Source organism: Pasteurella canis, assembly GCF_900454865.1.
GTDB classification, from domain to species: Bacteria; Pseudomonadota; Gammaproteobacteria; order Enterobacterales; family Pasteurellaceae; genus Pasteurella; species Pasteurella canis.
Window position 1 is genome coordinate 584,543 of sequence record NZ_UGTV01000015.1, and the last position, 14,105, is coordinate 598,647.

The 14,105-nt window shown below is 37.2% G+C and carries 14 protein-coding genes; 9 read left to right on the forward strand and 5 right to left on the reverse strand.

What is annotated here, in order from left to right:
- Positions 1-199 precede the first annotated feature (199 nt).
- Positions 200-1,411 carry an aromatic amino acid transport family protein gene (locus tag DYE19_RS03375; protein WP_049214167.1) on the reverse strand — a complete coding sequence of 404 codons (1,212 nt, stop codon included), beginning with the start codon at positions 1,409-1,411 and terminating at the stop codon, positions 200-202.
- Positions 1,412-1,620: 209 nt separating this feature from the next.
- Between DYE19_RS03375 and ribH the strand changes: the two genes are divergently transcribed.
- From ribH to dapB, 6 genes are all read left to right on the forward strand, one after another.
- Positions 1,621-2,094, forward strand: a complete 474-nt coding sequence (ribH, locus tag DYE19_RS03380; RefSeq protein WP_115322610.1) for a 6,7-dimethyl-8-ribityllumazine synthase — start codon at positions 1,621-1,623, stop codon at positions 2,092-2,094.
- Between the two features lie 5 nt (positions 2,095-2,099).
- The gene (gene nusB / locus DYE19_RS03385; RefSeq protein ID WP_115322611.1) at positions 2,100-2,534 is read left to right on the forward strand and encodes a transcription antitermination factor NusB; all 435 of its coding nucleotides are present in this window, start codon (positions 2,100-2,102) and stop codon (positions 2,532-2,534) included.
- 19 nt (positions 2,535-2,553) lie between these two features.
- Positions 2,554-3,558, forward strand: coding sequence for a thiamine-phosphate kinase (gene thiL, locus DYE19_RS03390; protein ID WP_049214175.1), 1,005 nt, complete (start codon positions 2,554-2,556; stop codon positions 3,556-3,558).
- Complete coding sequence (locus DYE19_RS03395) at positions 3,555-4,043, forward strand: phosphatidylglycerophosphatase A family protein (RefSeq protein WP_224046399.1); 489 nt, start codon at positions 3,555-3,557, stop codon at positions 4,041-4,043. Before thiL ends, DYE19_RS03395 begins: the two co-directional genes overlap by 4 nt.
- Before the next feature lie 8 nt (positions 4,044-4,051).
- Entirely contained in the window at positions 4,052-4,696 is a 645-nt protein-coding gene (locus tag DYE19_RS03400) for a homoserine/threonine efflux transporter (RefSeq protein ID WP_115322613.1), read from the forward strand.
- A 172-nt stretch (positions 4,697-4,868) separates the two neighbouring features.
- Positions 4,869-5,681, forward strand: coding sequence for a 4-hydroxy-tetrahydrodipicolinate reductase (gene dapB / locus DYE19_RS03405; protein ID WP_115322614.1), 813 nt, complete (start codon positions 4,869-4,871; stop codon positions 5,679-5,681).
- A 26-nt stretch (positions 5,682-5,707) separates the two neighbouring features.
- Here dapB and DYE19_RS03410 read toward each other — a convergent pair whose 3' ends face one another.
- Positions 5,708-6,298 (reverse strand): response regulator, encoded by a 591-nt coding sequence (locus tag DYE19_RS03410; protein WP_115322615.1) that lies wholly within the window; start codon positions 6,296-6,298, stop codon positions 5,708-5,710.
- Positions 6,292-8,010, reverse strand: a complete 1,719-nt coding sequence (locus DYE19_RS03415; RefSeq protein WP_115322616.1) for a sensor histidine kinase — start codon at positions 8,008-8,010, stop codon at positions 6,292-6,294. Before DYE19_RS03415 ends, DYE19_RS03410 begins: the two co-directional genes overlap by 7 nt.
- A gap of 148 nt (positions 8,011-8,158) precedes the next feature.
- Here DYE19_RS03415 and ttrB point away from each other — a divergent pair, with 148 nt between their 5' ends.
- Genes ttrB through DYE19_RS03430 form a run of 3 tightly spaced genes read left to right on the forward strand, consistent with a single transcriptional unit; the run spans position 8,159 to position 13,024 of the window.
- Positions 8,159-8,896, forward strand: coding sequence for a tetrathionate reductase subunit TtrB (gene ttrB, locus DYE19_RS03420; protein ID WP_115322617.1), 738 nt, complete (start codon positions 8,159-8,161; stop codon positions 8,894-8,896).
- Positions 8,893-9,942, forward strand: coding sequence for an NrfD/PsrC family molybdoenzyme membrane anchor subunit (gene nrfD, locus DYE19_RS03425; RefSeq protein WP_115322618.1), 1,050 nt, complete (start codon positions 8,893-8,895; stop codon positions 9,940-9,942). Before ttrB ends, nrfD begins: the two co-directional genes overlap by 4 nt.
- Positions 9,935-13,024 carry a tetrathionate reductase subunit A gene (locus tag DYE19_RS03430; protein WP_115322619.1) on the forward strand — a complete coding sequence of 1,030 codons (3,090 nt, stop codon included), beginning with the start codon at positions 9,935-9,937 and terminating at the stop codon, positions 13,022-13,024. Before nrfD ends, DYE19_RS03430 begins: the two co-directional genes overlap by 8 nt.
- 230 nt (positions 13,025-13,254) lie before the next feature.
- Here DYE19_RS03430 and yfaE read toward each other — a convergent pair whose 3' ends face one another.
- Positions 13,255-13,503 (reverse strand): class I ribonucleotide reductase maintenance protein YfaE, encoded by a 249-nt coding sequence (yfaE, locus tag DYE19_RS03435; RefSeq protein ID WP_115322620.1) that lies wholly within the window; start codon positions 13,501-13,503, stop codon positions 13,255-13,257.
- Entirely contained in the window at positions 13,500-14,072 is a 573-nt protein-coding gene (locus DYE19_RS03440; protein ID WP_115322621.1) for an RBBP9/YdeN family alpha/beta hydrolase, read from the reverse strand. Before DYE19_RS03440 ends, yfaE begins: the two co-directional genes overlap by 4 nt.
- Positions 14,073-14,105 lie beyond the last annotated feature (33 nt).

Sequence of the window (14,105 nt, forward strand, 5' to 3'; positions counted from 1 at the left end):
TCTAGTATGGCTTCATTTATTTTCTTGAAAAGACTTAAAGTAGTAGATGATATTTATATACTTTAACTGTATTTTTTAGCGATATAAGGAAGATGGGAATCGTGAGTCGCCGTGTTTTTTTATTTACATAGATAAGTAAATAAAAAAGGGCAAATGTTGTGTATTTGCCCTTTAGGAAGTGAATGATTAAAGAAAAGATTTAGCCAATCACAGCAGGTAAATAGCCAGCTTTAATTAAGAAAGGCACATTCATAATCAGAATACCGAGTATTAATGCGCCTAACAAAGCCATGTTACCGCCCATAACACGATATGGTAATTCTGGATAACGTTTTCTTGCACGCCATGCCATTCCTACTGGCAATACTAAACCATAAAAAGTAAACATTTGTCCTGCATAACCTAGTGCCATCACAAAACCTTCTGGATAGAACAAAGCAAAAATAAGTGGTGGCAAAAATGTTAATAAGCCTAATGAAATACGGTTTGTTTTAATGTTTACTCGTTTTAGTAAATCATATAAACAGTCAAATAGAGACAGAGCAACACCTAAGAAAGAAGTAATCAGTGCTAGAGTGAAAAATAAACGCATTGCCGAGCTAATAATACTACTTCCTGTTACTTGATAAGTCGCTGTAATGAGACCATTTAATGTTGGATCTGTGTTTAAGATTTCAACGAATTGCGTTTGTGGGAAAACTCCGTGTGTTGCCATCTGCCATACAATATAAGCTACAAGTGGGATCGCCGTACCTGTAATAATAGCAATACGTAAGCGACGAATATCTCCATCTAAGTAGCTGTTAATACTTGGTATGATGACATGGAAACCAAAAGAAGTAAAAAAGACAGGGCTGGCTGAAATAATTAAGAAATCTTTTAATGGCATGGCAAGTAAATTATCACTTTTTACAAGTGGCAGCATCATCAGTAACACTAATGCAAAAGCGACTAATTTTATAGCAAAGAGTAAACGCGTAAGCATATCTACTGCACTCGTACTAATGACAATAAACACGCCAAGTACAACAGTGAATAAAACAATTGAAATTGATGTTGCATGTTCACCTAAAAAAGGTAATACACCTGCTAGTAGTGAACCACCGCCTGTTACATAAGCAGATAAAATAGCATACATAAACACAATGAGTGAAAGAGTTGCTAAAATTCGTCCTGGTAAGCCAAAATATTGCTCTGCTAATGTAGCAATTCCTGCATTTTTTGTTTCTGCTTTTTGGTAGACTTCAACAAAAAGTAGCGCGCTATACGAAAGCAATCCCCATAAAATGAATAAAAGAATTAACGTATAAGTAAAGCCCATTTCTGCTGACGTGAGCGGCATCGCAAGCATACCAGCACCAATTGTAGTACCAGCAACTAGCAGCGCGCTTCCAAAAGTTTTATTTTTCATAAGAACTCTCAATATTTGAATAGATAAAAAGTAGCCATTTTAACGTAAAAAAATATCATGTCACTATTGTTTTTATATTATGTCATTGTTCTTAATATCCAAGCTGAAGGTTTGTGAATAAATGTCTCAATATAACTACTGATTGAATAAAAATTTTGTGTTAAAATTCGCAACCGATTTTATCCATTAATTGTAGATTAGGAAAGAACATGAAAGTATTAGAAGGTACAGTAGCTGTGCCAAATGCGAAAATAGCAGTCGTCATTGCACGTTTCAATAGTTTTATTAATGAAAGCTTATTAGAAGGTGCTATTGATGCCTTAAAACGTATTGGTCAAGTAAAAGAAGAAAATATTACGTTAGTACGTGCACCAGGAGCATATGAGCTACCTTTAGTAGCTCGTCGTTTAGCTGAAACAAAGAAATATGATGCGATTGTGGCTTTAGGTACAGTTATTCGTGGCGGAACCGCTCATTTTGAGTATGTGGCAGGTGAGGCGAGTAGTGGACTAGGACAAGTGGCAATGAATGCGGAAATCCCAGTAGCCTTTGGTGTATTAACAACAGAAAATATTGAGCAAGCTATTGAACGTGCGGGTACAAAAGCTGGTAATAAAGGCGCTGAAGCAGCATTAGTAGCTTTAGAAATGGTGAATTTATTAGCTCAAATTGATGCGGCGTAATTTAGATGACAGAATCAAAAGTAGAAAAAAAAGTCTCGCCACGTCGTCGTGCGAGAGAATGTGCTGTGCAAGCTTTATATTCTTGGTATGTATCACAAAATTCTCCAGCCGAAGTTGAATTAGCTTTTATTGCTGATCAAGATTTAAAAGGCGTGGATGTTTCCTATTTTCGTCAACTCTTCCGTCAAACGGCTGAAAATGTGGAAATTGTGGATGAAACGATGACGCCTTATTTGGATCGTGATATTAAAGAACTTGATCCTATTGAAAAAGCTATTTTACGTCTTGCTGTATATGAACTGAAATTTGAGCTCAATGTGCCATATAAAGTTGTTATCAATGAGGCAATCGAAGTAGCAAAAGTATTTGGGGCAGATGACAGCCATAAGTATGTGAATGGCGTTTTAGATAAAGTTGCGCCTGCATTATCTCGTAAATAACTATTATTAGAGGTGATTTATGAGTAATGGTGAATTTGATTTAATTCAACGTTATTTCACAGCCTCATCAAAACGTACTGCTCGTAAAGATGTTATTGTCTCTATTGGTGATGATTGCGCTATTACTGAATTGCGTCAAAATCAGCGCTTGGTCATTACGACAGATACAATGGTGGAAAATACTCACTTTCTCTCAACAATCAGTCCAGCAGATCTAGCCTATAAAGCTGCTGTGACTAATTTAAGCGATCTTGCTGCGATGGGAGCTGAACCTGCTTGGGTTTCTCTTGCATTAACCTTACCAGAGGTGAATGAGCAATGGCTAAGTGAATTTAGCCAGAGTTTTTTTGATGTACTGGATCATTATAATGTTGATCTAATTGGTGGGGATACAACCAAAGGTCCTTTGTCTATCACTATAACTGCACATGGAATCATTGCTAAAGGTAAGGCACTTTGTCGACATAGTGCAAAAGTAGGTGATTGGATTTATGTTTCTGGCACGTTAGGAGATAGTGCCGCTGGTTTATCATTGTTATTAGCAGGCAAAAGTGCGGTTAATTCTACTGAAGAATTTTTAATCCAACGTCATCTTCGACCAACACCACGGGTCCTATTAGGACTTGAATTAGCGGTTTCTTCACTAGCTAATTCTGCGATTGATATTTCTGATGGTTTCATCGCAGATTTAGGACATATTCTTGAACGTAGCCAATGTGGTGCTGTGGTTGATGTTGATAAATTGCCACTTTCTCCACAGCTTGTTAGTATTTTCGGCTTGCCAAAAGCAGAAGAATTTGCTTTAACTGGTGGTGAAGACTATGAATTGTGTTTTACAGTACCTGATAGTAATAAAGCAAAATTAGAGCGTGCTTTAGCCTATATTGGGGTAGAATACACTTGTGTTGGACAAGTGCGAGCTATTAGCCCGCAAAATAAAAAACGGATAAAATTTGAACGTAATGGCGTACCGATAGCAATGGGGCTCAAGTCTGGTTTCGATCATTTTGCCTTGGATGAATAAAAATGACATCACCTATTCAGCGCATTAATCTACGTAATCCAATTCATTTCTTAGCAGTCGGCTTTGGTGCTGGCTTAATTCGCCCTGCTCCTGGTACATGGGGGAGTGTAGCTGGTCTCTTATTAGGCTGGTTTTTATTACACTATTTAAGCCACAGTTTTTTCTTTTTTTTAACCGTACTTTGTTTTTGGTTTGGCTGTTATCTCTGTCAAAAAACTGCAGATGATATGGGCGTACATGATCATGGTGCGATTGTTTGGGATGAAATTGTCGGTATTTTCCTTGTTCTACTTGCTATTCCTACATTATCATTTTTTTGGTGTATTACTGCATTTGTTTTATTTCGTCTTTTCGATATTTTAAAACCTTATCCTATTCGTTATTTTGATCATAAGTTAGAAAGTGGCTTTGGGATTATGTTAGATGATGTGCTTGCAGCAATATATGCTATTTTAATTGTTTTTCTGTTGAATCTTTTCATCTAGGAAATATCATGCTTAATTTAGTGATTGTGCATTTCTTTGGCTTGATTACACCTGGTCCAGATTTTTTTTACGTGAGTCGTGTGGCTGCGAGTAATTCACGGCGTAATGCGATTTGTGCGATCATTGGTATTACCTTGGGGGTTTTCTTTTGGGCATTAGCCTCAATTTTAGGTCTTGCTCTCTTATTTACAACTATCCCTCTTTTTCATGGGATAATTATGTGTTTAGGCGGCAGTTATTTAGCTTATTTAGGCTGGCTAATGGTCAATAGTCGGACTAATGTAGAGTTTGAGTCTTATTCTGAACAAGAATTAAATGAAAATACCACAATTCCAGCAGAGATTCTAAAAGGGCTATTGATTAATCTTTCTAATGCAAAAGCAATTATTTATTTTGCTAGTGTGATGTCACTCATCTTAGTCAGCTTAACTGAAGTGTGGCAAATACTAACTGCACTTTTTATCATTGTAATAGAAACTTTTCTTTATTTTTATGCCATTTCTATTCTCTTTTCTCGTCGTTTAGCAAAACAATTTTATAGTAGATACAGTCGTTATATTGATAATCTTGCTGGTATCATTTTTCTTATGTTTGGTGCTTACTTAATTTATCACGGTTTCACCGAGATGAATCTATTCAGCATGCTTAAATAAGCACAATATGAGTGCTTATAATGAATAAATCACTCAATAACAATTGTTAGTGCATCTTATTTGTGTGATCTTAGCCAATAGAGAGAAAAAAGTGCGGTGGAAAAACAAAAAGTTTTATGTGAAAATCCAGTGAGATAGATAATAATTAAACTCTGATAGGAAGGAAAATCGTATGACATTAAGAATCGCAGTAGTCGGAGCAGGTGGTAGAATGGGACGCCAGCTGATTCAGGCTGTATCAGAAGCAAATGATGTTATATTAGGGGCAGCATTTGAACGTCCAGGCTCCTCTTTAGTAGGCGTAGATGTAGGCGAGTTAGCGGGTATTGGTAAGTTAGGGATTGCTATTTCGGATGATCTTATTAGCCAGAAAGATCAATTCGATTTATTGATTGATTTTACTCGTCCAGAAGGTACATTAAATCATTTACAATTTTGTGTTGAGCACCACAAAAAAATAGTGATTGGTACAACAGGATTCGATGAGGCTGGAAAGAGAGACATTCAGCAAGCAGCCCAAAAAATACCAGTTGTGTTTGCTTCAAACTTTAGTGTAGGTGTAAATTTAGTCTTTAAACTCTTAGAAAAAGCAGCGAAAGTGATGGGTGATTATTGCGATATTGAAATTATTGAGGCACATCATCGTCATAAAGTGGATGCGCCCTCTGGTACAGCATTATCAATGGGTGAGCATATTGCAAAAACATTAGGGCGTGATTTAAAAACACATGGCGTGTTTACACGTGAAGGGATTACAGGTGAACGTAAGCCTGATGAAATTGGTTTTGCGACTATTCGTGCGAGTGATATTGTCGGTGAACATAGTGTATGGTTTGCTGATATTGGCGAACGAGTTGAAATTGCACACAAAGCTACGAGTCGTATGACGTTTGCCAAAGGTGCCGTGCGAGCAGCTAAATGGTTGGTAAATAAAGAAAATGGATTATTTGATATGACAGATGTATTGGATTTGAATAATCTATAAATAATAAGGCAGCTTTAGATGCTGCCTTATTTTTTACTTCCAAGTTGTGCTGTTTTATAGATAAGTTCTGCAATGGTTTGAGCTTGCATCTTTTCCATAATGTGCGAGCGGTGTACTTCTACTGTACGTACTGAGATATTTAAGGTTTCTGCAATTTGTCTATTAATACAGCCCTGAATTAATAGCTCAAGTATATCATGTTCTTTTCTACTCAGTAGAGCATAGCAACTTTGAATTTTATAGCGTTCATAGCTTGTTTGTGTTTTTTCTGCTGCTATTTTTAATACAGATTGTAATTGGCTGAATTGTACAGGTTTTTGTAAAAAGTCTACCGCACCTTGTTTCAACTCTTGTACTGCCATTGGTACATCACCATGAGCCGTCATAATCACAACTGCAAGCGTACTATGGTTTTGTTGTAAAAATTGATGGACTTGATGACCATCTAAATGTGGCATTTTCATATCTAATAGCACAATACCTTGTTCAAATAATGGGACATTATCGACAAATTCTTGGCTATTTGACCATGTTTGTACTTGATAGCCTGCTTGTTCTAATAAAAAACGAGCAGCATCTAGTACTGTTAAATCATCGTCAACAAGATGAATTAACATAGTTCCCCCTTCTTATTTGGCAATTTTAAAATCACTTCCGCACCAGATTGTGTTGTACGATTGTGTAAAGAAATTTCGCCTTCAATTGAGCGAATTAAGCGCTGGCATAAAACTAATCCTAAACCTAACCCGTTGGCTTTACTGGTACGGAATGGAACAAATGGAAATTTTAATTCGGCAGGAGCAAAGCCTGACCCATTATCTAGAATATGAATATAAATAAAGTTATCTTCCTGCTTAACTTCAATTTGAATTTCACTGGCATGAGCTTGCGAAGCATTCAACAAACAATTACAAATGACTTGTTCTAGAATAGTCGATTTAACTTCAATTTTTAGTGAAGATGGACAAGTTAAATCAATATGTGGTTGTTTATGATGTTGTAATGTCATGAAGCTAATAATACGTTGCAATAATTTTTGCAGTTGTACACATTCTGTTTTATCGTCTGTTTTGCCTTTTGCCCAGTTCATCAAATTACGAATGATTTCTGCACTGCGATCGACTTGTAATAAGACTTTGTCAAGAATCTCAATTGTTCTTTGTTCGGTTGCATGCTGACTTAACTGATATTTAACGCCTTCTACATACATACGAATAGCAGATAATGGTTGGTTGATTTCGTGAGCAATACCTGTACTCATTTCGCCTAAAATACTGAGGCGATCCGCTTGGGCTAGTTGTTGCTCATATTGACGCATTTCTTGGTAGGCTTTTTGTAATGCTTTACTTTTACGATGGATCTGAAAGCTGATCCAAAGGTAATTGAGTAAAAATAATAAGCTAATAAAAATGATCCAGCCACGATATTGTTGAAACCAATGTTTTGTGCTTTGCCATAAATCTTGTTTTGGGTGTTTATATAGGCTACGTAAGATAGTATCTGCTTGTGAGGTAGAATAAGGTGGTGTCCATTGTGGTAAATGCAAGGGGATTTCACTCAGTAATAACCTGACTAATTTAGATGTTAAATCAACAGGAACCTGAGGTAATGCAGCTAATGACCAGTTAGGTAATAATTCTGTGCTGACTAAGCAACCTAATGTATTTTCTTTACCTGCAAGTAGGCGGAAGTCCTCTTGTTTAATTACACCTTCACGGGCGAGATCTTCTAAAATACAGGCTGGTACAATCGCACCATCAACTTTTTTCTCTTGTAATAGAAGTAACGTATTGTCTACAGGAAATCCTGTGTATTTCAACTGAAAATCTTTGTTTTCAATTAAACCATGTTGGTATAAGACATTATATCCTAGCAAAAATCCACCGAAGGCATTATTTCCAACTGCACTTAAAGTTTTATTTTTTAGGTCTGTTAATTGATAAAATGGGCTATCTTGCCGTACTAAGATAGCGCTACCAATTCTTCCCATTGTCGCATGCTCAATTTGGCGAGGAGATCTTAATGTGACTAACCAACTCACTTGATTATTATTGAGGTAAAAGAATTGTGCTTGATTAGTTAAAACAAAATCAACCCCCTGTGCCTGTTCTTCGATTAAATCATTTAAATCTAAAGTAACCAATGAGAATTGATGTTGTGATTCAAATTGTTGGTTTAGCCAATCGATCCAAGGTTGCCATTTAGCATGTGTATGTGCAATACCTCGTTGTGCCAAAATACCGATTTTCCATTGTTGTGAGAAGGCGAAACAAGGTAAGAGCCCAATGAGCAAGATAAAAATTTTTAAAAACTGACCGCACTTTTTCACATTTCTTCCTTTTTCTTGATTGAAATCAAATTCACTCACTTTTTATGTGGAAAACCACAATAGTTTTTTTATTGACCTTCCTTAACAATACGCTAAAAAAAGTCATAACTCAATTGGGTTAATGATAATAACTAAAAGGAACGCCACTATGAAAATGAGTAAGCGAGTTTTTCTTAAAAATTTATCTGTGTTAAGTGTGGGGCAGGCGTTTATTCCTTTTAGTCAAGCAGAAAGTCAGTTTCAACCTGCTAGACGTGAAGGAGATGAAACGCATCGTTATGCGATGTTGGTAGATTTACGTTGTTGTATCGGTTGTCAATCTTGTACAGTGAGTTGTGGGATTGAAAATGCAACACCAATTGGTGAATTTAGAACTACTGTTCGTCAGTATGAAGTCACTGATGAAAATCAAGTTGTTAATAATGTATTGCTACCACGACTGTGTAATCACTGTGACAATCCCCCTTGTGTGCCCGTTTGTCCAGTACAGGCGACTTATCAGCGTAAAGACGGTATTGTTGTAGTGAATAATGAACGTTGTATCGGTTGTGCTTATTGTGTTCAGGCTTGTCCTTATGATGCTCGTTTTATTAATGAAGAAACTAAGACTGCTGATAAATGTACTTTTTGTGCGCATCGTCTTGAAGTCGGGTTACTCCCTGCTTGTGTAGAAAGTTGTGTAGGAGGCGCCCGTGTGATTGGTGATTTAAAAGATCCAACTAGTACAATTAGCAAAATGGTCGCAGCACATAAAAGTGAATTAAAAGTTTTAAAACCAGACTCAGGCACAATTCCGCATGTCTTTTATTTAGGCTTAGATGAGGCATTTGTTAATCAAGTACAAGGTCAGCCAATGTTATGGCAAGGTAAGGAGGCAAATTTATGATCATTCGTGAAATCCTCGTTGAACCACAAGCAATAGCTTGGTTACCTTGGGCAGTGAGTTACTTCTTCTTCATTGGTTTATCTTTTTCTAGTGTGCTTATTGGATGGTTAATCTATCGAGTGGAGAAAAACCAATATTATGAGTTTATTGCTATTACGATTGCACTCAGCTGTGCGATTGTTGCGCCTATTGCATTAACAGCAGATCTCCATCAACCCAGCCGCATTATAAATTTTTATCTGAATTTGACACCTTGGTCGTGGATGGCATGGGGGGCGATTTTTTTACCTTTATTTACGCTAGCTATCGTGGGGTATTTTGGCTGTTTGTTACGCCAAGTGATTCCACAACAAAAACTGCCTAAATTTTGTCATATTCTTTATTGGGGGAATTTCAACTTGGCAATGTGGACGAAGATCTTCCGATTATTTTCGTTGCTATTGGCATGTTTGATTTTAGTGTATACCACAATGGAAGTATTTGTTGTTGAAGCAAGACCATTATGGCATCACTATGGGTTAATGCCATTGATTTTATTTAGTGCATTCCCAACAGCATTATTGCTTTGTCGCTTTTTTATTGCGTGTTTTACTCAGCAAGCGATGCCAACTTACTTTTCTCATCTTATTTTGATGAGTTTGATTATTTTTATAGGGACTTTAGGCGGTCTGTATGCTTCGTCAGAGCAGACCGCATTCCAATTAACACAACTTTGGCAGTTTAGCCCATTACCAATGTTAGCAATTATTTGTGTAGCTGCATTATCTATTCTGATTTATTTACCTCATTCATTATTACTGGATTGTATTCGCTTATTAATTGCATTGTGTTTTACTTGGTTAGTACGCTGGATTGTATTGATTCAAGTACAAAGTGTGGCGAAATATAATGCGTTAATGAATCCTTATCATCTTACTTGGCATATTGATGGGGCGATTGGTATTTTATCTGTATTTAGTTTATGGCTTTTTGTTGGCATCTTGTTATGGCAATTATTAAGTTCAGCTTTATCTCAAATGGATTTTACAGGGGGAAAATATGAATAACCAACGACGTAATCTATTAAAAGGTGGATTAGCATTGGGTACGGCAACAGCTTTTGTAGCAGGTTATTCACCTAAAGTGAAAGAAATGGCTGTAGGGTTGATTGACGGTACTTCTGGCGAACATACAGCAGATAAAATTCATGGCAATGCGTTATTACCAGAATATCAAGTTCAACATGGTCAATTGGTAGCGAATGGGAAACAAGTTGTATGTAATACTCAATGTATGGGGTGCTGGACATTATGTGGTTTACGTACACGAGTCGATTTAGAAAAAAATCAAGTATTACGTATTAATGGCAATCCATATCATCCTTTATCTGCAGATCAACATCTCGATTTTAACCAACCTATTCAGCAAGCAGAACTCAGCGTAGCAGGAGAAAATGGATTAGATAATCGATCCACTGCTTGTGCAAGGGGTGCAGCCTTTCTAGAGGGAATTAATAGTCCTTATCGTATTACTCAGCCACTGAAAAGAGTAGGAAAACGGGGTGAGGGTAAATGGAAAACAATCAGATTTGAACAATTAGTAGACGAAGTCGTTAATGGTGGAGATTTATTTGGCGAAGGTCATGTTGATGGTTTAAAAGCAATTCGTGATTTGAAAACACTTGTTGATACTGATAATCCAGATTTCGGGGCAAAAGTTAATCAGTTAATGGTTACTTTTGCGGGTCCTGAGGGTCGCCAACCATTATTGAAACGTTTTGCGAATAATAGTTTTGGTACGATTAATTTTGCTTCACACGGTTCGTTTTGTGGTCTATCTTACCGAGCTGGTTCTGGGGCATTTATGAATGATTTGGCGAATAATTCACATGCCAAGCCTGATTGGGATCATGCAGAATTTATTTTATTTATGGGAACCTCACCAGCTCAAGCTGGAAACCCATTTAAACGTCAAGCACGGCAATTAGCAAAACAACGTACAGAGGACCATTTTGATTATGTTGTTGTCGCACCTCGTTTGGAGTTAACTAACAGTCGTGCAGTGAAACAAAATCGTTGGGTCCCTATTATTCCAGGTACCGATCTGTCCTTATCCTTAGGTATGTTACGTTGGATTATTGAAAATGAACGTTATAACGCAGCCTATTTAGCAATACCAAGCGAAGAAGCAATGCAAAAAGTAAATGCAGTGAGTTTTTGTAATGCAACGCATTTATTTATTGCTGATCCAACACATAAACGTTATGGACAGGCTATTCGCTTACAAGATCTTGTTGACATGCCAGCGCCTGAAAACCCCGTTGATGGTGAAATTATCGTCAAAGATGAGCAAACAGGAACATTTATTGCGGCTAAGGATTGTGAAAGTGCGGTCATTTTTGTAGAGGATTTGCTCACACTCAAAGATGGCTCACAAGTATTAGCGAAATCAGCGATGCAACTGTTTAAAGAGTCTTGTTTTGAACATAGTATTGAAGCTTATTCTGCTCATTGTGGCGTGCCTACTGATACCATCATTAATTTGGCTAAAGAGTTTACCTCACATGGTCATCGTGCGACAGCCATTACACATGGTGGAACTATGCATGGGACAGGATTCTATACTGCTTGGGCAATCTTGTTACTGAATGCAATGGTCGGTAATATGAACAAGAAAGGCGGTATGAGTATGGCTGGTGGTAAGTTTAAAGACTTCGGTGGTGGACCACGCTATGACTTAGCTAATTTCCCAGAGATGGTCAAACCCAAAGGGACTAACTTAGCCCGTAGTAAAAAAGCTTATGAGAAATCGAGCGAATTTAAACGTAAAGTCGAACAAGGAATATCTCCTTACCCTGCAAAAGCCTCTTGGTATCCTTTTGTTGGCGGGCAAATGTCTGAAATGATAACTTCTGCGCTACAAGGTTATCCTTATTCCCTTAAAGCTTGGATTAGTCATATGAGCAACCCTATTTATGGTATGACTGGGATTCATCATGTAACCGAAACAAAATTACGCGATCCAAACGTGTTACCTTTGTTTATTGCTGTTGATGCTTTTATGAATGAAACAACAGCATTAGCCGATTATATTGTACCAGATACACATAATTTCGAGAGTTGGGGATTTAGTACACCATGGGCAGGTGTACCAACAAAAACCAGTACTGCACGTTGGCCAGTTATTCAGTCACAAAATGCAAAAACAGCAGAGGGTGATGTTGTATGTATGGAGAGTTTTATTATTGCGATTGCAAAAGCCATGCATTTACCTGGTTTTGGTGATAATGCGATTATGGATAAACAAAAAAATAGCTACCCGTTGAATTGTAGTGAAGACTATTTTTTACGCGCGGCAGCCAATATTGCCTATGATGGAAAAACACCTGTGAATGATGCGACTGAAGAGGACTTATTGTTAACAGGAGTGCAGCGTTTAATACCTAAATTACAACAAACCTTGAAAGCAGAAGAAGTTTTGAAAGTTGCTAATGTGTATTGTAAAGGTGGGCGTTTTGCACCGTATCAGAGTGCATGGCAAGAGGATAATATGCAAGCACGTTGGAAAAATTGTTTGCAAATTTGGAATGAAACTGTTGCTAAAGCGAAGCATGCACAAACAGGGAAGCATTATCATGGTTGTCCAAAATATTTTGAACCTCAGTTTGCGGATGGCTCTACCTTGGAAAGCCACTATCCTACAAAAGAATGGCCATTTAAATTGATTTCTTTTAAATCAAACTTAATGAGTAGTATTACGGCCCCCTTATTGCGTTTACATAGTATTAAGCCTGATGGTATTGTCGCAATGAACCAGCAAGATGCCACAGAACAAGGACTACAGCATGGTGATTTAGTTGTTTTGATGACGCCAGGTGGTAAACAAAATGTTCAACTTGTTGTGATGGATGGTGTGATAAAAGGGACGATTGCAATTGAACATGGTTATGGACATAAACAATTAGGTGCTACAGGCTATGTAGTTGATGGCAAAGCTATTGCGGGTCACCCACAAATTAAACGTGGTGTGAATATTAATGATTTAGGCTTGTTAGATAATACAAAAGAAATTGTTTCTCCATGGGTTGATTGGGTCTGTGGTTCGGCAGTAAGGCAGGGCATTCCAGCTAAATTACAAAAACTCATTTAAAAGATAACAATTTAAAGGAAAGGCAAGGTAAACAATTTTGATACTTTGCCTTTCTAGTTTTTGGTAGTGATTGAGATTGTAATGACAATAAAGCAATGGGGATTGCATAAGGAGATGGAAAGTAAGAGCTGAGAGAATGACTTTTTAGATCAGATTAGTGAATATCTTCGCTATGTTTACAGTTGATAAAGTGCGGTCAGTTTTTACTGTTCATGACAAAATCGAGTTATCTACATCTCAATTTCTAAGTCTTGTTCAACATGACAGCAACAGAGCAAGATTTCGTTAGATTGAATAAAGGCAAGTGGCGGTTCTTTATAGGATACTTTTCCTTTTCTGATTTTAACGCGACAAGAGCCACAATAACCAGAACGGCATTGGTATTCATGAAAAATCCCGTTGTTTTCTAAATGAGAAAGCAAAGAGAGCTGGTTATTGTATTCAAGAGTAATTTGACTGTGGATTAGATGAATTTTCATTCGTTATTAAAATATGTTTGAATTTGTTGTAACACGAGGGGGAATTCTTTCCAACCTTCGCGATCAAGGAAATGCCCACCTTGCTGTAAACGTATATAGTTTGCTTGTAGTGATGTAGCTAATGTATCAGTATATTGATGGGGGACGATATGATCATCATATGCAGCAATAGCACAAGGTGTTCTATTAAATAATTGCTTTATGCTCAATCCACTTTTGACTAAAAGCTCTTGATAAATGTCTATGAAGGGGGTGAGTTCAGCTAGGTGTGGTATAGTCTGGTTAAAGCCAGACACAAAAATACCGCTTAATATTGGTTGTTGTTGATTCAGAAGTAAGTTGAGAGTAGCAATACAACCCAAACTATGTCCAACGACTACAGTTTGTTCTGTTAATTGTAGATGTTGTTTGAGATAATCAAGCCATTCTGTAGGATTTGGTTGCATAGAATCAGGCATATTAAGGCAATAACAAGCGATATCAGTTTGCTGAAGTTGTTGTGCTAAGTAAGGGAACCAATGCGCATTCGCTGAAGCTGTATACCCATGAACAACATAAACTTGTTTCATTTTTTATTTTCCAATAAATAAAGACCGCACAGT

Coding starts and splice junctions, on each gene's coding strand:
- DYE19_RS03375 (WP_049214167.1), bottom strand. CDS start 1,411: ATGAAAAATAAAACTTTTGGAAGCGCGCTGCTAGTTGCTGGTACTACA.
- ribH (WP_115322610.1), top strand. CDS start 1,621: ATGAAAGTATTAGAAGGTACAGTAGCTGTGCCAAATGCGAAAATAGCA.
- nusB (WP_115322611.1), top strand. CDS start 2,100: ATGACAGAATCAAAAGTAGAAAAAAAAGTCTCGCCACGTCGTCGTGCG.
- thiL (WP_049214175.1), top strand. CDS start 2,554: ATGAGTAATGGTGAATTTGATTTAATTCAACGTTATTTCACAGCCTCA.
- DYE19_RS03400 (WP_115322613.1), top strand. CDS start 4,052: ATGCTTAATTTAGTGATTGTGCATTTCTTTGGCTTGATTACACCTGGT.
- dapB (WP_115322614.1), top strand. CDS start 4,869: ATGACATTAAGAATCGCAGTAGTCGGAGCAGGTGGTAGAATGGGACGC.
- DYE19_RS03410 (WP_115322615.1), bottom strand. CDS start 6,298: ATGTTAATTCATCTTGTTGACGATGATTTAACAGTACTAGATGCTGCT.
- ttrB (WP_115322617.1), top strand. CDS start 8,159: ATGAAAATGAGTAAGCGAGTTTTTCTTAAAAATTTATCTGTGTTAAGT.
- nrfD (WP_115322618.1), top strand. CDS start 8,893: ATGATCATTCGTGAAATCCTCGTTGAACCACAAGCAATAGCTTGGTTA.
- DYE19_RS03430 (WP_115322619.1), top strand. CDS start 9,935: ATGAATAACCAACGACGTAATCTATTAAAAGGTGGATTAGCATTGGGT.
- yfaE (WP_115322620.1), bottom strand. CDS start 13,503: ATGAAAATTCATCTAATCCACAGTCAAATTACTCTTGAATACAATAAC.
- DYE19_RS03440 (WP_115322621.1), bottom strand. CDS start 14,072: ATGAAACAAGTTTATGTTGTTCATGGGTATACAGCTTCAGCGAATGCG.